The sequence below is a fragment of the Streptomyces sp. NPDC079141 genome (assembly GCF_040686775.1).
GTDB lineage: Bacteria > Actinomycetota > Actinomycetes > Streptomycetales > Streptomycetaceae > Streptomyces.
Genome location: NZ_JBFBLP010000002.1, coordinates 503,828 through 524,876, shown reverse-complemented (window position 1 = coordinate 524,876; position 21,049 = coordinate 503,828). Strand labels below are relative to the sequence as shown.

Genomic DNA, 21,049 nt, shown 5'->3' with positions numbered 1-21,049 from the left:
GAGAAGGAGCACGGACCATGAACCTGCTCGGTCTGCTGAACGATCCCCGCCCGTTCGCCCTGCTGCGCCGCCGCACCCCCGGCCACGACCACGACGTGGTCGAAGTGCTGATCGGCGAGGTCACCGCCCACGACCGCCTCGCCGACCTCCCCGAAGAGGGCCTCGCGCTCGTCCCGTTCCGCCAGATCCGCGAGCGCGGCTTCGACGTCCGCGACGACGGGACGCCGCTGTCGGTGCTGATCCCCGAGGAGACGTACGAGATCCCGCTCGCCCGGGCCCTCGATCAGCTTCCCGCCCATGACGTGCGCGTCGAGCGGGGCGGCTTCGACGTGGCCGACGAGGAGTACGCGGAGATCGTCGGCCGGGTGCTGCGGGAGGAGATCGGGCGGGGCGAGGGCGCCAACTTCGTGATCCGGCGGACGTACGAGGGGGAGATCCCGGGCTTCTCCCGCAAGGACGCCCTCGCCCTGTTCCGGCGGCTCCTCGAAGGCGAGCGGGGCGCGTACTGGACGTTCGTCGTGCACACCGGAAATCAAAAGGGGCCCGAAGGGCCTTCCTTGGAAGGGCGGGGGTGGGAGACGGGTGGGCGGACCCTGGTCGGGGCGAGTCCCGAGGTGCATGTGCGGATGTCCGGCGGCACGGTCGTCATGAACCCGATCAGCGGAACGTACCGCTATCCCGCCGAGGGCCCCACCCCCGAGCACCTGCTCGACTTCCTCGCCGACGGCAAGGAGATCGAGGAGCTGTCGATGGTCGTCGACGAGGAGCTCAAGATGATGTGCACCGTCGGCGACATGGGCGGCGTCGTCATCGGGCCTCGGCTCAAGGAGATGGCCCATCTCGCGCACACCGAGTACGAGTTGCGCGGGAAGTCCTCGCTGGACGTCCGGGAGGTCCTGAAGGAGACCATGTTCGCGGCCACCGTCACCGGCTCCCCCGTGCAGAACGCCTGCCGGGTGATCGAGCGTCACGAGGTGGGCGGGCGCGGCTACTACGCGGGGGCGCTCGCCCTCCTGGGCCGGGATTCCGGCGGCGCGCAGACCCTCGACTCCCCCATCCTCATCCGCACCGCCGACATCTCCGCCGACGGCCGGCTGCGCGTGCCGGTCGGCGCGACCCTCGTCCGGGGCTCGGACCCGGCGAGCGAGGTCGCCGAGACCCACGCGAAGGCGGCGGGCGTGCTGGCGGCTCTGGGCGTACGTCCGTCCCGGCCGCGTACGGAGGGCACCCGCCCCCGGCTGTCCGACGACCCCCGCGTGCGTGCCGCGCTCGACGGGCGCCGCGCCTCGCTCGCCCCCTTCTGGCTGCGGATGCAGGACCGGTCCGACGAGCTGACCGGGCATGCCCTGGTGGTCGACGGCGAGGACACCTTCACGGCGATGCTCGCGCATGTCCTGCGGTCGAGCGGCCTCGACGTCACCGTCCGCCGGTACGACGAGCCGGGGCTGCGGGAGGCCGTGCTCGCGCACGAGGGGCCGCTCGTCCTCGGCCCCGGACCGGGCGACCCGTCCGACACCGCCGACCCCAAGATGCGGTTCCTGCGCGGCCTGACCGCCGAGGTGATCCGGAGCCACCGGCACGGCGTCCTCGGCGTCTGTCTCGGCCACGAGCTGATCGCGGCCGAGCTGGGGCTGGAGATCGTACGCAAGGAAGTGCCGTACCAGGGGGCCCAGACGGAGATCGACCTGTTCGGGCGGACCGAGACCGTCGGCTTCTACAACAGCTTCGTGGCGCACTGCGACGACGAGGCGGCAGCGGAGCTGGCCGCGCACGGTGTCGAGGTCAGCCGCAGCGCCTCGTACGAGGTCCACGCGCTGCGCGGAGAGGGGTTCGCCGGGGTGCAGTTCCACCCCGAGTCGGTCCTGACGCTGGACGGCGCCGCGGTCGTCCGGGAGCTGGTCGGTCAGCTGCGCGGCACCAGTACGTTCTCCGAGCGGCGGCCCTCCTTGTAGTCGAGGACGTTCTTGACCGTGGTGTCGATGATCTGGCCGACGGCGTCCGCGGTGTAGTACGCCTGGTGCGAGGTGACCAGGACGTTCGGGAAGGTGACCAGGCGGGCCAGGGTGTCGTCCTCGACGGCCTCCAGGGACTTGTCGAGGAAGAACAGGCCCGCCTCCGCCTCGTACACGTCGAGGCCGACGCCGGTGAACCGGCCGGCGCGCAGTTCGGTGACGAGGGCCGCGGTGTCGATCAGGCCGCCGCGGCTGGAGTTCACCAGGATCGCGTCGTTCCGCATCGACTTCAGCGCGGCCGCGTCGATCAGGTTCCGGGTCTCCGGCATCAGCGGGACGTGCAGGCTGATCAGGTCGGACTCGGCCAGCAGCTGGTCCTTGGGCACGTACTTCATGCCGAGTTCCATGCAGGCCGGGTTCTCGGCGACGTCCCAGCCGAGCAGCTTCATGCCGAAGCCGTGGGCGATCCGGGCGAACGCCTCGCCGATCTTTCCGGTGCCGAGGACGCCCGCGGTGCGGCCGTGCATGTCACGGCCCATCAGCCCGTCGAGCCGGAAGTCGAAGTCGCGGGTGCGGATGGAGGCCCGGACGATACGGCGGTTGACCGCCATGGCGAGGGTCCAGGCGAACTCGGCGACGGAGTACGGCGAGTAGTACGAGACCCGGGCGACCGTCATGCCGACGCGTTCGGCGACGTCGAGGTCGATGTTGTTGAAGCCGGTGGAGCGCTGGGCGATCATCTGCGTGCCGCCGGCCGCGAGGATCCGCAGGACACGTGGGCCGAGGTCGGCGTTGACGCTGGTGGAGACGATCTCGTAGCCGGCCGCGATCGGTGCGGTGTCCTCGTTGAGGAAGACATCCAGACAGCGCACCTCGTGGTGGCCCCGGAAGGCCTGCTCGATCAGGGGCTTCTCGTCCGCCTGGACACCGAAGGCAAGGATCTCCAAGACTGCTCCCGTTTCATTGGGTTATGGGCCGAATATACGGCCCATAACCCACGGGTGCCGCGTCAGCCGAAGAACACCCCGACCTCGTCGTACAGCTTCGGATCCACCGTCTTCAGCTTCGCCGTCGCCTCCGCGATGGGCACGCGCACGATGTCCGTGCCGCGCAGGGCGACCATCTTGCCGAAGTCGCCGTCGCGGACCGCCTCGATGGCGTGCAGTCCGAACCGGGTGGCCAGCCAGCGGTCGAAGGCGCTGGGCGTGCCGCCCCGCTGGACGTGGCCGAGGACCGTCGTACGGGCCTCCTTGCCCGTCCGCTTCTCGATCTCCTTGGCCAGCCACTCGCCGACGCCGGAGAGCCGCACATGCCCGAAGGAGTCCAGCGACTCGTCCTTGAGGACCATGTCGCCGTCCTTCGGCATCGCACCCTCGGCGACGACCACGATCGGCGCGTACGACGCCTTGAACCGGGAGGTCACCCAGGCGCACACCTGCTCGGTGTCGAAGCGCTGCTCGGGGATGAGGATGACGTTGGCGCCGCCCGCGAGGCCGGAGTGGATGGCGATCCAGCCTGCGTGACGGCCCATCACCTCCACCACCAGGACGCGCATATGGGACTCGGCGGTGGTGTGCAGCCGGTCGATGGCCTCGGTCGCGATGCCTACGGCGGTGTCGAAGCCGAAGGTGTAGTCGGTGGCGGACAGGTCGTTGTCGATCGTCTTCGGCACCCCGACACAGGGCACCCCGTAGTCGTCCGACAACTGCGCGGCCACGCCCAGCGTGTCCTCGCCGCCGATCGTGATGAGCGCGTCGACCTCCTGTTTGGCGAGGTTCTCCTTGATCCGGCGGATGCCGTTCTCGTGCTTGAGCGGATTGGTGCGCGAGGAACCGAGGATGGTGCCGCCGCGGGGCAGGATGCCACGCACGGCGGGGATGTCGAGACGCACGCTGTCACCGTCGAGCGGACCGCGCCAGCCGTCCCGGAAGCCGACGAAGTCGTATCCGTACTCCTGCACGCCCTTGCGGACGATGGCCCGGATGACGGCGTTGAGACCGGGGCAGTCGCCGCCTCCGGTCAGTACTCCGACCCGCATGGAAATGTCCCTTCGCCGCGGTTGCCTGATACGGCTCACGCTAATGGTGATCCAGGTCACAGAGGGATGGGCGGGAAGGGCAATTCCGGTGAAACGTCGGGCGGTTGGTTTACCCGCCGTCAAGCTCGTGGGTCACTCGTCGTCGAGGCCGCGCTCTATCGCGTAGCGCACCAGCTCGACCCTGTTGTGCAGTTGCAGCTTGCCGAGGGTGTTCTGGACGTGGTTCTGCACCGTGCGGTGGGAGATGACCAGGCGTTCGGCGATCTGTTTGTAGCTCAGGCCCTTGGCGACCAGCCGCAGCACCTCGGTCTCCCGGTCGGTGAGCCGCGGGGCGCCGGGCTGGTCGGCGTCCTGCGCGGCGGGCGCGGGCTCGGAGGCCAGACGGCGGTACTCGCCGAGGACCAGGCCGGCCAGTCCCGGGGTGAACACCGGGTCGCCCACGGCCGTACGGCGCACCGCGTCCAGCAGCTCCTCCGTCGAGGCCGACTTCAGCAGATAGCCGGTGGCGCCCGACTTCACCGCCTCCAGGACGTCGGCGTGCTCGCCGCTGGCCGACAGGACGAGGACACGCAGGGCGGGATTGTGGCCGACCAGCTCCTTGCAGACCTGGACGCCCGGCTTGGCGGGCAGGTTCAGGTCGAGGACGAGGACGTCGGGGGCGGCGGCCTTGGCGCGGCGCACCGCCTGGTCGCCGTCGCCCGCGGTGGCGACCACGTCGAAGCCGGACTCGGCCAGGTCGCGGGCGACGGCGTCGCGCCACATGGGGTGGTCGTCGACCACCATCACCTTGATCGGGCCGCTCGGTCGCTCGCTCATCGCATCCCCCGTGACATCTGCTTCGGTACCTTCAGTTCCACTTCGGTGCCCTGCCCGGGCACCGAGATGAGGTCGGCGCTGCCGCCGATGTCCCGCAGCCGCCCCCGGATCGACAGGGCGACCCCGAGCCGCCCCTCCCCCTCGGCCTGCGCGAGCCGCCCCTCGGGGATGCCGGGGCCGTCGTCGCGGACGGTCACGATCACCTCGTCGGGCTCGTCCTCCACGAGGATCCACGCGCGCGCGTGCTCCCCGGCGTGCCTGCGCACATTGTCCAGGGCGGCCCCGACGGCCGCGGCCAGCTCGCGCGCGGCGGCCGGGGGCAGGACGACGGGCGCGCCGGGCTCGGCGAGGTTGACCCGCGATCCGGCGTACGGGGCGAGCAGCGCCCGCAGATCGACGGGACCGTCGGAGTCGTCCGGCTCCTCCACGGCCCGTACGAGCGCCCCCTGGGCCGCGTCCTCCGACACCCGGGAGACGGGCGTCAGGCCGCCGGAGACCAGGGTGCGCAGCGCCACCTCCTGCTCGCCGGCCAGCCGGCCCAGCTCGGCCGCCTCACCGCCGATGACGGCGCCGCGCCGCTGCACCATGGCGAGCACCTGGAGCACGCTGTCGTGGATGTCCCGGGCGAGCCGTTCACGCTCACGGGTGGCGGCCTCGATCTCCAGGGCGCGGGCCAGGGTGCGCTCGGAGGCGCGGGCGACCTCGACGACGTAGCCGATGGCGATGGAGGCGACCCAGACGAGGATCACGGCGTGCACGGTGTCGCGGGCCGGGGTGCCGCGGTGCAGGAGGTTGGCGACGGCGACGAGCGTGGAGGCGAAGGCGGCCCAGCGCCAGCCGCCCTTGATGGCGAACGCCAGCACCGAACCGGCCGTCCATATCGACGGCAGTGTCGGGCTGCCCGACTCTATATGCGCGGTCGAGTCGGCGAAGCGGGTGAGCAGGATGCCGACGAGCGCGATGGTCAGGTCCGCCGCGAGGAACCGCTTGGTGCAGGCCGCGGCGCCCGAGACCTTGGGCAACGTCGCGAACGTCCACACCGCCAGGACGGCGAAGTAGGCGATCGCGACCCAGGGCCGGGCGAACTCGTCGTAGGCGCTGACGAACAGGCCGATCGCGTACAGCAGCGTCAGGACCCGGTACCCCCTGAGCGCACCCCACAGCGGCTGCTCGACCGACATCCTCATGACTTTCTCGCGCTTGGCCATGGCTTCCCCCCACCCGACCCCCAGACTGCCCCGCCTAGGAGTCGGACTTCTCCTTTTCCGCCTGATCCTTCTCGGCCTTCGCGAGCGCGGCCTTCGCCGCCTTCTCCGCTTCCTTCTCGGCCTTCGCCGCGTCCGCGATCTGCCGCTTGGCGGCGGTCGCGTACATGTCGACGTACTCCTGGCCGGAGAGCTTCATGATCTCGTACATGACCTCGTCGGTCACCGCGCGGAGCACGAAGCGGTCGTGCTCCATGCCCTGGTAGCGGCCGAAGTCCAGGGGCTTGCCGATGCGGATGCCCGGCCGCATCAGCTTGGGCATCACCTTGCCCGGCGGCTGGATCTTCTCGGTGTCGATCATGGCGACGGGGATGACCGGCGCGCCGGTGGCGAGCGCCACGCGCGCGAGGCCGCCGGGCTTGCCCCGGTACAGCCGGCCGTCCGGCGAACGGGTGCCCTCCGGGTAGATCCCGAACAGCTCACCGCGCTCGATGACCTCGATGCCGCTCTTGATGGCGGCCTCGCCCGCACCGCGCGCCCCGGAGCGGTCCACCGGGAGCTGGCCGACGCCCTTGAAGAAGGCCGCGGTCATCCGGCCCTTGAGGCCGGGCGTGGTGAAGTACTCGGCCTTCGCGATGAAGGTGACCTTGCGGTCCAGGACCGCGGGCAGGAAGAACGAGTCGGAGAACGAGAGGTGGTTGCTCGCCAGGATCGCGGGGCCCTCGGCGGGAATGTTCTCCAGGCCTTCCACCCAGGGCCTGAAGGCGAGCTTCAGCGGCCCCCCGATGGATACCTTCATCGCGCCGTACAACAACCGTGTGCCTCCTGTGTCTGTCGATCAGACCTTAACCCGGAGCGCTGTCAAAGACCCCGACGACCCTGGTCGGTGTCAGTGCGGTCGCGTACGGTGAAGTACCTGCAATCGACCTCATGAACAGGAGACCGAAGGTGCCGGTCCTTCCTGGAGCCGAGCCGTACCGCCATGAGGGCGGGGAGGTCGGAGTCCTCCTCTGCCACGGCTTCACCGGTTCCCCGCAGTCGCTGCGCCCCTGGGCGGAGTATCTCGCCGAGCGCGGCCTGACCGTCTCGCTGCCCCTGCTGCCCGGGCACGGCACGCGCTGGGAGGACATGCAGCTCACCGGCTGGCAGGACTGGTACGCGGAGGTGGACCGCGAGCTGCGCGCCCTGCGCGAGCGCTGCACGCGCGTGTTCGTCGCCGGGCTGTCCATGGGCGGCGCGCTGGCCCTGCGGCTGGCCGCCAAGCACGGCGGCGCGGTCGACGGCGTGGTGGTCGTCAACCCGGCCAACAAGGTGCACGGCCTGTCGGCGTACGCCCTTCCGGTGGCCCGTCACCTCGTCCGGTCGACGAACGGCATCGCCAGCGACATCGCCAAGGAGGGCAGCGAGGAACTCGGCTACACGCGTGTGCCGCTGCACGCCGCGCACTCCCTGCGGCTCTTCTTCCGGCTGGTCGACGGGGAACTGCCGCAGGTCACCCAGCCGCTGCTGCTCCTGCACAGCGTGCAGGACCATGTGGTGCCGCCGGCCGACTCGGCCCGCGTCCTCAGCCGGGTGTCGTCGACGGACGTGACGGAGATCGTGCTGGAACAGAGCTACCACGTGGCGACGTTGGACCATGACGCGGACCGGATCTTCGAGGAGAGCTACGCGTTCATGAACCGGATCGCCCCCAGTCTCGGCAAGGAAGGGACGGCCGTAGGTGGCTGAGCACGACTCCGACCGCGAGGACCGCGAGCCGGACGATCAGGGTGCCCGGTTCGACGAGGATGCCGCCTGGGCCGCGATCGTCGCCGGGTACGGCGAGGAGCCGCCGGACCCGCCGGGTGCCAAGCCGTTCAAGTCCGTCGAGGACCTGGCGCTGCTTGAGGCCGAGACGAACGACGACGAGGGCGACAAGGGCGACGAGAAGGCCACGGACGAGAAGGCGGAGCCGGCCAAGCCGCTGGGCAGCTCGATCGCCTTCGCGCCCGGCGTCGGCCCGCGCGACTACACCGCGCCCGAGCCGAAGGACGAGGACCTGGGCGAGGACGACGAGGGCCACTTCGTCCCGCCGGAGCCGCCGCCGTTGCCCGCGGCCGACGCGACGGCGAAGTTCGCGTGGCTGGCGGTGATCGGCGGGCCGATCCTGCTGCTGCTCGCCGTCCTGCTGAGCTGGGACATGACCTGGTGGCTCACGACACTCGGCGTCGGCGGCTTCCTGGGCGGCTTCGCCACCCTGGTCATGCGCATGCGCCCGGACGACGAGGACGACGACGATCCGGGGCGCGGGGCCGTCGTCTAGCTAACTCGCCGGAATTCTGAGGGCGGCCAGCACCGGAAGGTGGTCCGTGGCCGCCCTCAGGTCTGTCCCGGTGATGCCGGGCAGCCCCAGCGGCACCCCGCAGCCGAGCACCTCGACGCCCTTCGTGGCGAAGATCGCGTCGATGCGCTGGTGGGGCTCCGTACGCGTCCAGGTGTGCTCGGCGCCGTGGGGGGCAGTGGCCCAGCAGTCCTGGAGGTTGCCGGCGATACGGGCGAAGGCGCGGCCGCCCGGCCGGTCGTTGAGGTCGCCGCCCGCGATCGCGTGGTCCACGTCCATTCCGGCGAGGCGGTCAAGGAGCATGCCCGCCTGGTCGTGGCGCTCGCCCTGGTCCAGCGAGAGATGGCAGCTCAGCACACCGAGACGGGTGCCGCCGTACCGTACGACGGCGGTGGCGAAGCCGCGGCGGTGCCGGCCCGGGGTGAGCGGGAGCAGCACGTCCTCGGTGCGTTCGACGGTCGTCCGCAGCGAACAGAGGACGGCCGGGCCCGCGGCGGTGGCGCCGCCGGTGAGGATCACCAGGTCGGCGGCGCGGGCCAGGCGGGCCAGTTTCTTGCGCCAGCGGAAGAAGCGGGGCGCTTCCTGGACGAGGACGAGGTCGGGCGCACAGGCGCGGATCACCCGGGCGAGGGCCGCGGTGTCGTCGCGCATCGAGCGGATGTTGTAGCTGAGCACCCGGATCACGGCGGAACCATCGGCTTCGGTACGGGAGGTGGGCAGTTCCTTGCTCGTCTCCATGCGCTCAACATACGACGAGGCCCGCCGCCCCGGAGGGGGGCACGGCGGGCTCATCACGTACGGTCGGCCACCGGCTACATGATCGGGTCCGGCTCCCGGGCCAGGTCGGCGGCGCCCACCATGCCCGCCTTGTTGCCCAGCTGGGCGGCGATCACATCGGCGACCGGGCGCCAGTTGCCGCCCACCAGCCAGCGCTTGTAGGACTTGCGGATCGGGTCGAGGACCAGCTCGCCCTCGTCGGAGAGACCGCCGCCGACGATGAACGCGGACGGGTCGAAGAGCGAGGCGAGGTCGGCGAGACCGGCGCCGGCCCAGCGGGCGAGCTCACGGTAGGAGTCGACGGCCACCGGGTCGCCCTGGCGGGCGGCCATGGAGATGTGCTTGCCCTCGATGCCCTCGGGGGAGCCGTCGCCCAGGCCGAGCAGGACCTCGGCGCTCTCGGGGGTGGCGTTGGCGCGCTGCTTGGCGTACCTCACCAGCGCACGGCCCGACGCGTACTGCTCCCAGCAGCCCTGCGAGCCGCAGCCGCACAGCAGGCCGTCGGGGACCATCCGGATGTGGCCGAACTCGGCGGCGACGCCGAAGTGACCGCGGCGCAGCTTGTTGCCGATGATGATGCCGCCGCCGAGGCCGGTGCCGAGCGTGATGCAGATGACGTTGCGGTGGCCCTTGCCGGCGCCGAACTTGTACTCGCCCCAGGCCGCGGCGTTGGCGTCGTTCTCGACGACGACGGGGAGGCCCACGCGGGCCTCGACCTTCTCCTTCAGCGGCTCCTGGCGCCAGTCGATGTTCGGCGCGAAGTAGACGGTGGAGCGCTGCCGGTTGACGTAACCGGCCGCTCCGATGCCCACGCCGACGATCTCGTGGCCGGCGCGCGCACCCTCTACGGCGGAAGCAATGGCGTCCACGATGCCCTCGGGCGTGCCCGGGGTCGGCACCTTGTGGGTCGAGAGGATGTTGCCTTCCTCATCGACCACGCCGGCCGCGATCTTCGTGCCGCCGATGTCGACGCCGATGGTGAGTCCCATGAATCCCTCAGTTTCGGTCGAGCCCCGCTACGGCCAACCGTACCCGAGCGGACTTCAGTCCAAGTCGATGCGTTCGCTCGGACCGGCATCGTCGCCGCGGTCGCGGCGCTCCTCCAGGTCGTGGTCGTCGCGGCTCGTCCAGCGGCGCTCCTGGGCCTGGACGGCGGAGCGGTAGGCGGCGAGCAGTTCGTTGCCGGCGGCCGCGAGGTGGTCGAAGACGTCCGGGTTGCGCTCGATGACAGGCTCCACGGCCGCCTTCGCCTGCTGCACGACCTGCTTGACCACCTGCTGGGCGGCCGGTCCGGCGACCGCGCCGAGCAGCGGGGACTGCAGGGAGGACAGCTTGTCGGCGACGGCGTCGGCGAGCTTGCGCAGCTCCTCGGCGGCCGAGCCCGGGGGCGGGCCGTGCTGGGCGCGACGGCGGGCCTTCTCCGCCGCGAGGTCCTCGGCGCACGCCGTCGCCCACGCGTCGGCGTCGGACGCCCGCACCTCGTCGAGCGCCTCCTCGTCGGCGGCGTCGGACGGGGGGAGCTCTTCGCTCATGACGGACTCCTGACTACGGTTCGTCCCTACGACGTTACCCGAACGGAGGTATCCGGTTCACCGGGTCACGGGCCACAGATCCGGGTCGGGCGCGAACCGTATGCGCAGCTCCCCCTCGCGCAGCGCGGCACCGTCGACGGTGCACCGGCGCAGGGCGGAGGGCAGGGGCACGATCCGGCGGAACGGACCGGCGGTGAGGACGAGTTCGTCGCCGCGGCGGACGAGGTCGAGTGTGTCGCGTATCGCGCCGGGCAGCGGGATGTGCCACACCAGCACACCGTCGTCGGCGAGGCGGTCGGCGACCGGCCACTCGACGGCGGAGGCCGCCTCGGCGGCGTCCGGGACGGCGAGGGCGGCGAGGTCGTCGGCGCCGCGCGGGTCCTGTCCGAGGTGCGCCACGGTCCGCACGTCGTACGTCTCCCGCCACTCCTCCAGGGTCTTGCGCTGCTGGGCCACGAGCCCGGCGGGCCAGGTCTCCGGTACGACCCGGTTGGCGACCAGCATCTCGGGGCGCAGACCGCGCAGGGCCAGGGCGAGGGTCGCGGTGCGTACGGCGTCGTCGCCGGCCGGACCGGGTTCGGCGACCAGGCGTACGGCGGTGTCTCGGTCGGCCACGACGGCCTCGACGGCGGCGAGATCGACGTCCCAGCGGGCGGCGGTCTCGTACAGCCACTCCGCGGGCATCGGAACGCCGGCCAGCCGCCCCAGGACGGGGCGCAGGGCGCGGGCCGCCTGGCGCTCCGGGGGGAGCAGGCGGCGGAGGTAACGGCGCAGCTCCTCCGGGAGGGCGAGGAGGGCAAGGGCCTGCGGGGTGGCCGGGAGGTCGACGACGAGGAGGTCGTGGCGCTCGGACAGCGCGGCGTCGCGCAGGGCGCGCAGGAAGGTGAGCTCCTCGGCGCCGGGCAGGGGGGTGACTTCCTCGGGGTCGAGGCGGGAGGCGCCGAGGAGGTCGAGGGCGGAGGTCGCGCGTTCCTGGAAGGCGGCGAGGTCGTCCCGGAAGCCGGCGGTGGCGTCGGGGCGCCAGACGGTGAGGTTCTCGGCGGCTTCCACCGGCGCCGGGCCCGTCTCGGTGGCCAGGGCCGCGCCGAGGGTGTCGGTGCGGTCGGCGCTGAGGAGGAGGGTGCGGGTGCCGTTGCCTGCGGCGCGCAGGGCGGTGGCGGCGGCGACGGTCGTACGACCACTGCCGCCGGGGCCGGTGATCAGGATGGTGCGCATGAGGGTGAACGGTAACGGACGTCCGGGTTCAGCCCTGTTGGGTTCGTGCGCGGGGTGGGGCCGGCGTGGGGGGTTGGTCGCGCAGCCCGTCGCCAACGGGGTGCTACTTGGCCGTGCCCGACTCCACCCGCTTCTTCAGGCCCGCCAGCGCCCGGTCGATGATGACCTTCTCCGCCTTGCGCTTGATCATGCCGAGCATGGGGATCTTGACGTCGACCGTCAGCTGGTAGGTGACCTCGGTCGCGCCCGCGCCCGCCGGCTTCAGGATGTAGGAGCCGTCGAGCGAGCGGAGCATCTGCGACTTCACCAGGGTCCAGGAGACCTCATGGTCGCCGGTCCAGGTGTAGCCCAGGACCTGGTCGTCCTTGATGGCGCCCGCGTCCATCACGAGCCGTACCTGTTCGGCGCGGCCCTGGGGGTCGGTCGCCAGGACCTCCGCCTCCTTCACCTCGCCGGTCCAGTCCGGGTAACGGGAGAAGTCGGCGATCACCGCCATGACATCAGTCGGTGCCGCCTCGATCGTGATGCTCGAACTGGTGTGTTCCGCCATCGCCGTGGCTCCTCCAGATGCGGGCCGGTAAGTCGTGCGTGCGCACGTGTGTGCAGCGTGAAGGCTACCGCGCACCCGACCGGCCGACTTCACCCCCCGTCCACGAATGGTCACCACTCCAGCGCCCACGGCTTCCCGGTGCCCGCGAAGTGGCCCACGTTCACGCATTCCGTCGACCCGATCCGCATCCGCCGGGCCAGCGGCTGGTGGACATGGCCGAAGAGCGAGTAGCGCGGCCGGGTGCGGCGGATCGCGTCCAGCAGCGCCCGGCTCCCCCGCTCGAAGCGGCGCGCGACGGTGTCGTAGACGAGTTCCGGCACCTCCGGCGGGATGTGGGTGCACAGCACGTCCACCTCACCCACCGCCTCGATCTTCGCCGCGTACTCCTCGTCGCTGATCTCGTACGGGGTGCGCATGGGCGTGCGCAGTCCGCCGCCGACGAAGCCGAAGACCCAGCCGCCGATCTCCACCCGCTCCCCGTCGAGCACGGTCGTGCCCGGTCCGGCGTACTCGGGCCACAGTGGCGGCATGTCGACATTGCCGTAGGTGGCGTACGTCGGGGCGGGGAACACCGCGAACATCTCGGCGTACTGCTTGCGTACCGCCTTCTCGATCACCGCGCCCCGGTCCGCGCCGATGCCGGCCCACAGCCGGGCGCCGAACTCGCGGGCCTCCTCGAAACGGCGGGCGTTGCGCAGTTCGACGATGCGGTCGGCGTTCTCGACGCCGAAGAGGTCGGGGAAGATGCCGCGTGAGTGATCGGCGTAGTCCAGGAAGAGGACCAGGTCACCCAGGCAGATCAGGGCGTCCGCGCCGTCACCGGCTCTGGCCAGGTCACGGACGTTTCCGTGTACGTCGCTGACCACGTGAACGCGCGTCCTGCTGTTACCGGCTGGTGTGGATGCCATGGCGATCAAGCGTAGGCCTGTGCGGCATGCGTGAACAGTGGCGGCCGGACCTGCGGTTACTGGCTAGTCATCAAAGTGGTCGACTACTGTGCGCGAAGAAGCATCAATCCGTGTGACGCAGCGAACATCTCGCCGGAACCCCCTGTCGAAGAAGCCATACCGGCGGGTAACGTCCGGGCAGTCCAGTCGTGCTCAGGGTTTCAACCACTGAATGCCTGAGTACCTGCCCGAGCCTTGGACCGCACCGTCGCAGCACACAACGTCGTGGCGCCGGCGCCCTATGAGGAGCAGCAGTCTTGCGCGAGTTCAGCCTTCCGGCCATGTACGAGGTCCCTGCCGACGGCAATCTGACCGACATCGTCCGCAGAAACGCCGCGCAGCATCCCGACGTCGCCGTCATCGCCCGCAAGGTCGGCGGCACCTGGCAGGACGTGACCGCGACGACCTTCCTCGCCGAGGTGCGTGCCGCCGCGAAGGGGCTCGTCGCGGCCGGCATCCAGCCGGGCGACCGGGTCGGCCTGATGTCCCGCACCCGCTACGAGTGGACCCTGCTGGACTTCGCGATCTGGTCGGCGGGCGCGGTCACCGTGCCGGTGTACGAGACCAGCTCGCCGGAGCAGGTGCAGTGGATCCTCGGCGACTCGGGCACGACCGCCGTCATCACGGAGCTGGACAACCACACGGCCGCCGTGGAGTCGGTGCGCGACCGGCTGCCCGCCCTCAAGCACGTCTGGCAGATCGAGGCCGGCGCCATCGAGGAGCTGGGCCGCCTCGGGCAGGACGTCAGCGACGAGACGGTCGAGGAGCGCAGCTCGCTGGCGAAGGCCGACGACCCCGCGACGATCGTCTACACCTCCGGCACGACCGGCCGCCCCAAGGGTTGTGTGCTCACCCACCGGAACTTCTTCGCCGAGTGCGGCAACATCGTCGAGCGGCTGCGCCCGCTGTTCCGTACCGGCGAGTGCTCGGTGCTGCTGTTCCTGCCGCTCGCGCACGTCTTCGGCCGGCTGGTGCAGATCGCCCCGATGATCGCGCCGATCAAGCTGGGCTGTCTGCCGGACATCAAGAACCTCACCGACGAACTGGCCGAGTTCCGGCCGACGCTGATCCTCGGTGTGCCGCGCGTCTTCGAGAAGGTGTACAACTCGGCGCGCGCCAAGGCGCAGGCGGACGGCAAGGGCAAGATCTTCGACAAGGCGGCGGACACGGCGATCGCCTACAGCCGCGCGCTGGACAACCCCTCGGGCCCGTCGCTCGGCCTGAAGATCAAGCACAAGGTCTTCGACAAGCTCGTCTTCAGCAAGCTGCGCGCGGTCCTCGGCGGCCGGGGCGAGTTCGCCATCTCCGGCGGCGCCCCGCTGGGCGAGCGCCTGGGTCACTTCTTCCGCGGCATCGGCTTCACGGTCCTGGAGGGCTACGGCCTGACCGAGACGTGTGCCGCCACCGCCTTCAACCCGTGGGACCGCCAGAAGATCGGCACGGTCGGCCAGCCGCTGCCCGGCTCGGTGGTGCGGATCGCCGACGACGGCGAGGTGCTGCTGCACGGCGAGCACATCTTCAAGGAGTACTGGAACAACCCCGGGGCGACCGAAGAGGCCCTGGCCGACGGCTGGTTCCACTCCGGTGACATCGGCACCCTCGACGAGGACGGCTACCTCAGGATCACCGGCCGCAAGAAGGAGATCATCGTCACCGCGGGCGGCAAGAACGTCGCCCCGGCCGTGATCGAGGACCGGATCCGCGCGCACGCGCTGGTCGCGGAGTGCATGGTGGTGGGCGACGGGCGGCCGTTCGTGGGCGCGCTGGTCACCGTCGACGAGGAGTTCCTGGGCCGTTGGGCCGCCGAGCACGGCAAGCCGTCGGGTGCCACCGCGGCGTCGCTGCGCGAGGACGCGGACCTGATGGCCGCGATCCAGTCGGCGATCGACGACGGCAACGCCGCGGTGTCCAAGGCGGAATCGGTGCGGAAGTTCCGCATTCTGTCCTCCCAGTTCACGGAGGAGTCGGGCCACCTGACGCCGTCGCTGAAGCTCAAGCGGAACGTGGTGGCGAAGGACTTCGCGGACGAGATCGAGGCGATCTACGCGAAGTGACCGACCGGGTCGCTCATGGCGCGGTGTCCTCGGCGAGGACCCGCGCCATCGTGCGTTCGGCGAGCGCGGTGATCGTCACGAACGGGTTCACTCCGATCGACCCGGGCACGAGCGAGCCGTCGGTGACGTAGAGCTTGGCGTATCCCTTCACCCGGCCGTAGTCGTCGGTCGCCCGACCCAGCACACAGCCGCCCAGCGGGTGGTAGGTGAAGTCGTCGGCGAAGGCCTTGTTGGACGAGCCGAACAGGTCGTACCGGTAGATCGTGGCGTTCGCCGCGTTGATCCGGTCGAACAGCTTCTTGGCCATGGCGACGGAGACCGCGCTCTGGGCGGCCGTCCAGCCGAGCCGCATCGCCCCGTTCGCGTACGTCAGCGCCGCCCGCTCGGGGTTCTTGGTGATCGCCAAGTAGAGGCTGACCCAGTGTTCGAGTCCCGTGGGCAGCGGGGCTATCTCGGCGAAGACGGGGTTGGCGGTGTTGGCCCAGTCGTCGATCCCCATCACCGGCATCGTCGACTGGTTCGCCCCGACCGTGTCCCACAGATGGTTGGCCCGCCCGAGCATCACATTGCCGTTGGTGCCCCAGCCGGTGCCGACGCTCGCGTCGAGGGCGGGCAGGGTGCCCGTCTCCCGTGCGCGCAGCAGGAGTTCGGTGGTGCCGAGGCTGCCGCCGCCGAGGAAGAGGTACGTGCAGCTGTACTCCTTGGTCTCCACGACCGTGCCGGCGTTGTCGATCCGCTCGGCGGACAGCAGGTAACTGCCGTCGGCGGCCCGGCTGATGGCGGTCACCCGTTCCATGGAGTGGATCGTGACGTTCCCGGTGCCCAGGGCCGAGGCGAGGTAGGTCTTGTCGAGGGTGCGCTTGCCGTGGTTGTTGCCGTAGACCACCTCTCCGGCGAGCGCCGACTTCGTCGCCGTACCGGCCGCCTCGCGCTGCATGTACCCGAAGTCGTAGACGTTGGGCACGAAGGTGGTCCTCAGGCCGGTGTTGGCCGCGTGCTTGCGGGAGATCCGGGTGTAGCGGTACCACTCGGTCGACTCGAACCAGCTCGGGTCGACGGTGTTGACACCGAGCATGGAACGGGCGCGCGGGAAGTACGTGCCGTACATCTCGTTCGCGTCGACGGTCGGGAACTGCTCGGCGAAGTACGACTTCAGGGGTGTCACCGCCATACCGCCGTTGACCAGGGAGCCTCCGCCGACGCCGCGGCCGACGTAGACGGACATGTTCGCGAAGTGCACGCGGTCCAGGACGCCGGGGTAGGGGCTGATGTCCTTGTTGACGACGTCCAGCCACAGGAAGGTGGCGAGCGGGGCCTCGGTGCGGGTCCGGAACCACATGGAGCGGTGGTCGGGGGCGGCGGTGGAGCAGAAGGTCTTGCCGTCGGGGCCGGGGGTGTTCCAGAGGCGGCCCATCTCGATGACGATCGTGCGGATGCCGGCCTGGCCGAGGCGGAGAGCGGCGACTGCGCCGCCGTATCCCGAACCGACCACGATGGCGGGGGCGTTGTCCACGGCGGCGGGTTCTACGGCCGACGCCGACTGGAGACCGATGCGGGTGAGACCCGAGGCGGCGGCGGTCTGCAGGGCCACCATGCCTAGGATTTGACGTCTCGTCAGCTGACGTTGCATCAGTTTTGCTGTCATGTGCGGAGCATGCGCGGATTTTCCGGTTCCGCCTAGTGGGGTGCCACATACTCATGGCTGGCGGGTGCGGGTTTGTCCGTGGTTGGTCGCGCCCACGCGGCGGAGCCGCATATCGATACAGCCCCGCGCCCCTAAAGGGGCGCTTCTACAGCAGCGTCTTCAGACGCTCCGCCAGGAGGTCCCAGCGCCACCTCTCCTCCACCCACTCCCTGCCCCGCTCCCCCATCCTGCGGCGCAGTTCGGCGTCGCCCAGGAGAGCCACGATGCGGTCCGCCGCCTGTTCCGGTGAGCCGCCCCGCACCACCCACCCCGTCTCGCCGTCCAGTACCGCGTCGGGTGCCCCGCCCGAGTCGCCCGCGACCACCGGCAAGCCCGTTGCCGAGGCCTCCAGGTAGACGATGCCCAGGCCCTCCACGTCCAGCCCCCGCCTCCGCGTCCGGCACGGCATCGCGAAGACGTCGCCGGCGCCGTAGTGGGCGGGGAGTTCGGACCAGGGGACCGCTCCGGTGAAGCGGACCGAGCCGGCGACGCCGGTCTCGTGGGCGAGGCGGCGCAGCTCCTTCTCGTACGGGCCGCCGCCGACGATGAGCAGGACGGCGTCCGGCTCCTTGGCCAGGATCCGGGGCATGGCCAGGATCAGCGTGTCCTGGCCCTTGCGCGGCACGAGACGGGAGACGCAGACGACCACGGGCCGGTCGGTCAGGCCGAGGCGGGCGCGGACCAGGTCGCCGCCCGAGCCGGGGTGGAAGGTCTTCTCGTCGACCCCCGGCGGGAGCTGCACCATCCGCGCGGCCGCGTCCGGCGTCAGCGCGCCGGCGATCCGCGAGCGCGTGTACTCGCCGAGGTAGGTGATCGTGTCGGTGGTGTCCCCGATCCGGCTCAGCAGCTGCCGGGACGCGGGCAGCTGCGCCCACCCGGCCTCGTGCCCGTGGGTGGTGGCCACCAGCCGCTCGGCCCCGGCCCTGCGCAGCGCCGGAGCCATCAGCCCGAGCGGTGCCGCGGCCCCGAACCACACCGAGCGGCACCCGTGTTCCCGCAGCAGCCCGACGGCCCGCCGGGTCGCCTGCGGCGTCGGCAGCAGCATGGTCGTGGAGTCGCGTACGACGGTGAAGGGCTGCTCGGCGTCGAAGGCGGCCGTGGCCTCGACGCCCTCCCGGCTGCGCTTCCAGGTCGAGGCGTAGACGACCAGCCGCTCCGGGTCGAGCCGCAGGGCCATGTTGTGCAGGAAGGCCTGGATGCCGCCGGGCCGCGGCGGGAAGTCGTTCGTCACGATGAGCGTCTTGTGCATCGCCGCCGACCCTACCGAAGGCGCCGGCCACAGCGCGTCACGGCCGCGCTTGTGGCCCGCGCACAGCTTCCCGGGACATCATGTTCCCCTCAAGACGATTCGAACGGCAGGGGACCAGGTGGAGACGACGGGCGCGCGGCGGTCCCTGGCGTGGCTTCTGGGCACCTGGTCCCTGACCAGGCTGATCCTGCTGCTCTTCGTGTTCAAGGTGTACGTCTTCCCCGGCCCGGACGTCACCAGCGACGTGTCGGTCATCTACCAGGGCTGGTACGGGGTGCTGAGCACCGGAACGTTCCCGCTGGACGACGTGACCTGGCAGTACCCGCCCGCCGCCGCCCTCGCGATCCTCTCCCCCGGGCTGCTGTTCTACCTGGACTACGCCTCCGCCTTCTTCGTCCTCGCCTTCACCGCCGACCTGGCCGTCCTCGCCCTGCTGCTGTACGCCGGTGTGCGCCCCGGGCGGACCCTGCGCGGTGCCTGGGTGTGGGCGGTGGGCGTACCGCTGCTCGGCCCGACCGTCTACGCCCGCTACGACGTGATGGTGACCGCGGTGGCGGTGGCGGCGCTGCTCGCCGGTGCCCGGCACCCGCGGCTGATGGGCGCGCTGACCGGCGTCGCCGCGATGCTGAAGGTGTGGCCGGTGCTGCTGCTGGTCGCGGCCCGCCGGCGGTCCGCCTGGGTGTCGGCGGCGGTGACGGCCGGTGTGCTGGCAGCGCTGTTCGCGGTGGCCATGCCCGGCGCGTTCGCCTTCCTGACCTTCCAGCGCGACCGCGGCACCGAGGTCGAGTCGCTGGGCTCCCTGGTCTTCCACGTGGCCCGGCACCACGGCTGGGACGGCAAGGTGCTGCTGAACTACGGCTCGGTGGAGTTCCTCGGCCCGTACGTGGAGGTCGTGAGCAGGGTCGCCCTGGCCCTGACCGCCCTCGCCTTCGGCTGGCTGCTGCTGTGGCGGCTCAGGGCCACCCGGTTCCTGCCGCACACGCTCGCGGACGCGGCGTTCGTCGCGGTGCTGATGTTCACCACCACCAGCCGGGTGATCAGCCCGCAGTACATGGTGTGGCTGGTCGGTGTGGCGGCGGTCTGCCTGTGCTTCCGCGGCAGCCGGATGGGGCTGCCCGTCGGCCTGGTCCTGGTGGCGTGCCTGGTGACGGTGCTGGAGTTCCCGGTCTGGTTCGCGCACGTCGTGGCGAGCGACTCGCTCGGCATCACCCTGCTGTCCGTCCGCAACGGGCTGCTGGTCCTGGCCACGGTCCTCGCCGCCCGGGAGCTGTGGCGCGCCACGGTGACCAGCTCCGTCCCGACGCCGTTCCCGGCTCAGGCCACCCGCACCAAGGAGACCTCGCTCCCCTCCTGACGCGGAACGCGCCGGAACAGCACCAGCACCGCCGCGCACTGCCCGGCCATCGCGAGCGCCAGCGCCAGGCACACCCCCGGCAGGCCAAGACCGGCCAGGCCGTACGCCAGCGCGAGCTGGACGGCCGTACCGAGGACGGTCACCCGCAGCAGCACGGCCGCGCCGCCACTGCCCTCGAAGACCCCGCCGAGCGCGATGAAGCAGGCCATGAGCAGCAGGTAGGGCCCGATGCAGCGCAGGAACAGCGTGCCCTGGCGGGCGACCTCGGGGCCGGCGCCGAAGGCGGCCATGAGCCAGGGGGCGGCCGCGGCCAGCAGGACGGCCGCCGCGAGGCCCGCCGTGCCGGACACCAGCACCGCCTGCCGTCCGATCGCCCGCCGGGCCTCCCGGCCGGCACCGCGGGTGTGCGCCGTGTGGATGGAGGCGGCCTGACGCACGGCGTAGAAGGCCATGGTGGCGACGTAGAGGATCTTGTAGGCGATCGCGTAGGCGGCCACCGCGGTCACGCCGAGGTGCGCGACGATCGCGACCATGGCGAGGGCGCCGGTCTGCCGCACGGTGAAGTCGGCGGACATCGGCAGCCCGGTGGTGAGTGTCCGGCGCGGTGAGAGCGCGGCGCGTGTCCGGGCCGCCTCCCGCAGGAGCGCGTTGCGGCGCAGGGCGAGCAGGCCCGCCCCGAGGGCCACGCACCGGCACAGCACGGTCGCGGCGGCGGCGCCCCGGACGCCGTAGAGGTGGATCAGGAACGGGTCGCAGACCAGGATCAGGCCGCCGGCGAGGAGCGCGAGGCGCATCGGGGTCCGGGTGTCGCCGGCGCCCTTGAGGATGCCGTCGACGAGGGTCTGGGCGTAGAAGACGGCGATGCCCGGCAGGGAGATCGCGAAGTAGTCGACGGCGAGCGGCACCGCCTCGCCCCCGCCGCCCAGCACCAGCCGGGCGAGGGGCTCGCGCAGCAGGAACCCGCCGACCCCGACGACCGGCGTGATTAGCGCCCACAGCGCCCAGCCCCCGCGCACGGCCGCCCGTACGGCTGCGGGGTCGCGCGCACCTCTGGCGTGCGCGACCAGCACGGTCGTACCGGAGCCGAAGACCAGGGCCACGCCGAGCAGCACGTTCTCGGTGTTGGTCGCGACGGCCACGGCGGCGACGGCGGGGCCGCCGAGTGCGGAGACCCAGACGGTGTTGACGATCCCGGCGGTGACGGAGGCCAGGAGCGAGAGGTACACGGGGTGGGCGAGCGAGACGAGCTGCTTGCGGTGGGCGTTGATGGCGATCCCCCCTCGATACGAGCCACATCGATACCGACTGCATCGATCCGAGCTATCTCGATTCGAGGTAGCTCGGTTAGAGGTACCA

The 21,049-nt window shown here is 71.2% G+C and carries 19 protein-coding genes; 5 read left to right on the top strand and 14 right to left on the bottom strand.

Annotation, left to right across the window (positions count from 1 at the left end; all coding sequences use genetic code 11):
- Window positions 1–17: 17 nt before the first annotated feature.
- Entirely contained in the window at window positions 18–1,952 is a 1,935-nt protein-coding gene (locus AB0Q90_RS07455) for an anthranilate synthase family protein (RefSeq protein WP_363158058.1), read from the top strand.
- On the opposite strand, the gene AB0Q90_RS07450 is transcribed toward AB0Q90_RS07455, so the two are convergent.
- The 5 genes from AB0Q90_RS07450 to AB0Q90_RS07430 form a co-directional block, all read right to left on the bottom strand.
- On the bottom strand, window positions 1,904–2,899 hold the full coding sequence (locus AB0Q90_RS07450) for a 2-hydroxyacid dehydrogenase (protein WP_363158057.1): 996 nt from the start codon (window positions 2,897–2,899) through the stop codon (window positions 1,904–1,906). The genes AB0Q90_RS07455 and AB0Q90_RS07450 overlap by 49 nt on opposite strands.
- 62 nt (window positions 2,900–2,961) lie before the next feature.
- On the bottom strand, window positions 2,962–3,990 hold the full coding sequence (locus tag AB0Q90_RS07445) for a 6-phosphofructokinase (RefSeq protein WP_363158056.1): 1,029 nt from the start codon (window positions 3,988–3,990) through the stop codon (window positions 2,962–2,964).
- Between the two features lie 132 nt (window positions 3,991–4,122).
- Window positions 4,123–4,806, bottom strand: a complete 684-nt coding sequence (locus AB0Q90_RS07440; RefSeq protein WP_363158055.1) for a response regulator transcription factor — start codon at window positions 4,804–4,806, stop codon at window positions 4,123–4,125.
- Window positions 4,803–6,014: a DUF5931 domain-containing protein gene (locus AB0Q90_RS07435; RefSeq protein WP_363158054.1), complete on the bottom strand. Its 1,212-nt coding sequence runs from the start codon at window positions 6,012–6,014 to the stop codon at window positions 4,803–4,805. The genes AB0Q90_RS07440 and AB0Q90_RS07435 overlap by 4 nt, the downstream gene beginning before the upstream one ends.
- 34 nt (window positions 6,015–6,048) lie before the next feature.
- Entirely contained in the window at window positions 6,049–6,810 is a 762-nt protein-coding gene (locus AB0Q90_RS07430; RefSeq protein WP_363158053.1) for a lysophospholipid acyltransferase family protein, read from the bottom strand.
- Window positions 6,811–6,959: 149 nt separating this feature from the next.
- Here AB0Q90_RS07430 and AB0Q90_RS07425 point away from each other — a divergent pair, with 149 nt between their 5' ends.
- Together AB0Q90_RS07425 and AB0Q90_RS07420 are read left to right on the top strand one after the other, a co-directional pair.
- Window positions 6,960–7,739, top strand: a complete 780-nt coding sequence (locus AB0Q90_RS07425) for an alpha/beta fold hydrolase (RefSeq protein WP_363158317.1) — start codon at window positions 6,960–6,962, stop codon at window positions 7,737–7,739.
- Window positions 7,732–8,313, top strand: coding sequence for a hypothetical protein (locus AB0Q90_RS07420; protein ID WP_363158052.1), 582 nt, complete (start codon window positions 7,732–7,734; stop codon window positions 8,311–8,313). Before AB0Q90_RS07425 ends, AB0Q90_RS07420 begins: the two co-directional genes overlap by 8 nt.
- On the opposite strand, the gene AB0Q90_RS07415 is transcribed toward AB0Q90_RS07420, so the two are convergent.
- From AB0Q90_RS07415 to AB0Q90_RS07390, 6 genes are all read right to left on the bottom strand, one after another.
- Window positions 8,314–9,069 carry an endonuclease/exonuclease/phosphatase family protein gene (locus AB0Q90_RS07415; protein ID WP_363158051.1) on the bottom strand — a complete coding sequence of 252 codons (756 nt, stop codon included), beginning with the start codon at window positions 9,067–9,069 and terminating at the stop codon, window positions 8,314–8,316.
- Between the two features lie 74 nt (window positions 9,070–9,143).
- Window positions 9,144–10,097, bottom strand: a complete 954-nt coding sequence (locus AB0Q90_RS07410) for an ROK family glucokinase (RefSeq protein ID WP_363158050.1) — start codon at window positions 10,095–10,097, stop codon at window positions 9,144–9,146.
- A 54-nt stretch (window positions 10,098–10,151) separates the two neighbouring features.
- On the bottom strand, window positions 10,152–10,640 hold the full coding sequence (locus AB0Q90_RS07405; protein ID WP_363158049.1) for a DUF5304 domain-containing protein: 489 nt from the start codon (window positions 10,638–10,640) through the stop codon (window positions 10,152–10,154).
- A gap of 57 nt (window positions 10,641–10,697) precedes the next feature.
- Complete coding sequence (locus AB0Q90_RS07400) at window positions 10,698–11,855, bottom strand: ArsA-related P-loop ATPase (protein WP_363158048.1); 1,158 nt, start codon at window positions 11,853–11,855, stop codon at window positions 10,698–10,700.
- A 103-nt stretch (window positions 11,856–11,958) separates the two neighbouring features.
- Window positions 11,959–12,405 (bottom strand): SRPBCC family protein, encoded by a 447-nt coding sequence (locus AB0Q90_RS07395; RefSeq protein ID WP_363158047.1) that lies wholly within the window; start codon window positions 12,403–12,405, stop codon window positions 11,959–11,961.
- A gap of 110 nt (window positions 12,406–12,515) precedes the next feature.
- Window positions 12,516–13,313, bottom strand: coding sequence for a metallophosphoesterase (locus tag AB0Q90_RS07390; RefSeq protein WP_363158046.1), 798 nt, complete (start codon window positions 13,311–13,313; stop codon window positions 12,516–12,518).
- Window positions 13,314–13,609: 296 nt separating this feature from the next.
- On the opposite strand from AB0Q90_RS07390, the gene AB0Q90_RS07385 reads away from it, so the two are divergent.
- Window positions 13,610–15,406 carry an AMP-dependent synthetase/ligase gene (locus AB0Q90_RS07385; protein ID WP_363158045.1) on the top strand — a complete coding sequence of 599 codons (1,797 nt, stop codon included), beginning with the start codon at window positions 13,610–13,612 and terminating at the stop codon, window positions 15,404–15,406.
- Between the two features lie 13 nt (window positions 15,407–15,419).
- Here AB0Q90_RS07385 and AB0Q90_RS07380 read toward each other — a convergent pair whose 3' ends face one another.
- Together AB0Q90_RS07380 and AB0Q90_RS07375 are read right to left on the bottom strand one after the other, a co-directional pair.
- Complete coding sequence (locus tag AB0Q90_RS07380; protein ID WP_363158044.1) at window positions 15,420–17,000, bottom strand: GMC oxidoreductase; 1,581 nt, start codon at window positions 16,998–17,000, stop codon at window positions 15,420–15,422.
- Window positions 17,001–17,196: 196 nt separating this feature from the next.
- Window positions 17,197–18,339 (bottom strand): glycosyltransferase family 4 protein, encoded by a 1,143-nt coding sequence (locus AB0Q90_RS07375; RefSeq protein WP_363158043.1) that lies wholly within the window; start codon window positions 18,337–18,339, stop codon window positions 17,197–17,199.
- Between the two features lie 118 nt (window positions 18,340–18,457).
- Between AB0Q90_RS07375 and AB0Q90_RS07370 the strand changes: the two genes are divergently transcribed.
- The gene (locus tag AB0Q90_RS07370; protein WP_363158042.1) at window positions 18,458–19,693 is read left to right on the top strand and encodes a glycosyltransferase family 87 protein; all 1,236 of its coding nucleotides are present in this window, start codon (window positions 18,458–18,460) and stop codon (window positions 19,691–19,693) included.
- Here AB0Q90_RS07370 and AB0Q90_RS07365 read toward each other — a convergent pair.
- Window positions 19,654–20,961, bottom strand: coding sequence for an MATE family efflux transporter (locus AB0Q90_RS07365; protein WP_363158316.1), 1,308 nt, complete (start codon window positions 20,959–20,961; stop codon window positions 19,654–19,656). The genes AB0Q90_RS07370 and AB0Q90_RS07365 overlap by 40 nt on opposite strands.
- Window positions 20,962–21,049: the final 88 nt, after the last annotated feature.

Coding starts and splice junctions, on each gene's coding strand:
- AB0Q90_RS07395 (WP_363158047.1), bottom strand. CDS start 12,405: ATGGCGGAACACACCAGTTCGAGCATCACGATCGAGGCGGCACCGACT.
- AB0Q90_RS07410 (WP_363158050.1), bottom strand. CDS start 10,097: ATGGGACTCACCATCGGCGTCGACATCGGCGGCACGAAGATCGCGGCC.
- AB0Q90_RS07430 (WP_363158053.1), bottom strand. CDS start 6,810: ATGAAGGTATCCATCGGGGGGCCGCTGAAGCTCGCCTTCAGGCCCTGG.
- AB0Q90_RS07435 (WP_363158054.1), bottom strand. CDS start 6,014: ATGGCCAAGCGCGAGAAAGTCATGAGGATGTCGGTCGAGCAGCCGCTG.
- AB0Q90_RS07445 (WP_363158056.1), bottom strand. CDS start 3,990: ATGCGGGTCGGAGTACTGACCGGAGGCGGCGACTGCCCCGGTCTCAAC.
- AB0Q90_RS07375 (WP_363158043.1), bottom strand. CDS start 18,339: ATGCACAAGACGCTCATCGTGACGAACGACTTCCCGCCGCGGCCCGGC.
- AB0Q90_RS07415 (WP_363158051.1), bottom strand. CDS start 9,069: ATGGAGACGAGCAAGGAACTGCCCACCTCCCGTACCGAAGCCGATGGT.
- AB0Q90_RS07400 (WP_363158048.1), bottom strand. CDS start 11,855: ATGCGCACCATCCTGATCACCGGCCCCGGCGGCAGTGGTCGTACGACC.
- AB0Q90_RS07380 (WP_363158044.1), bottom strand. CDS start 17,000: ATGGTGGCCCTGCAGACCGCCGCCGCCTCGGGTCTCACCCGCATCGGT.
- AB0Q90_RS07455 (WP_363158058.1), top strand. CDS start 18: ATGAACCTGCTCGGTCTGCTGAACGATCCCCGCCCGTTCGCCCTGCTG.
- AB0Q90_RS07390 (WP_363158046.1), bottom strand. CDS start 13,313: ATGGCATCCACACCAGCCGGTAACAGCAGGACGCGCGTTCACGTGGTC.
- AB0Q90_RS07405 (WP_363158049.1), bottom strand. CDS start 10,640: ATGAGCGAAGAGCTCCCCCCGTCCGACGCCGCCGACGAGGAGGCGCTC.
- AB0Q90_RS07440 (WP_363158055.1), bottom strand. CDS start 4,806: ATGAGCGAGCGACCGAGCGGCCCGATCAAGGTGATGGTGGTCGACGAC.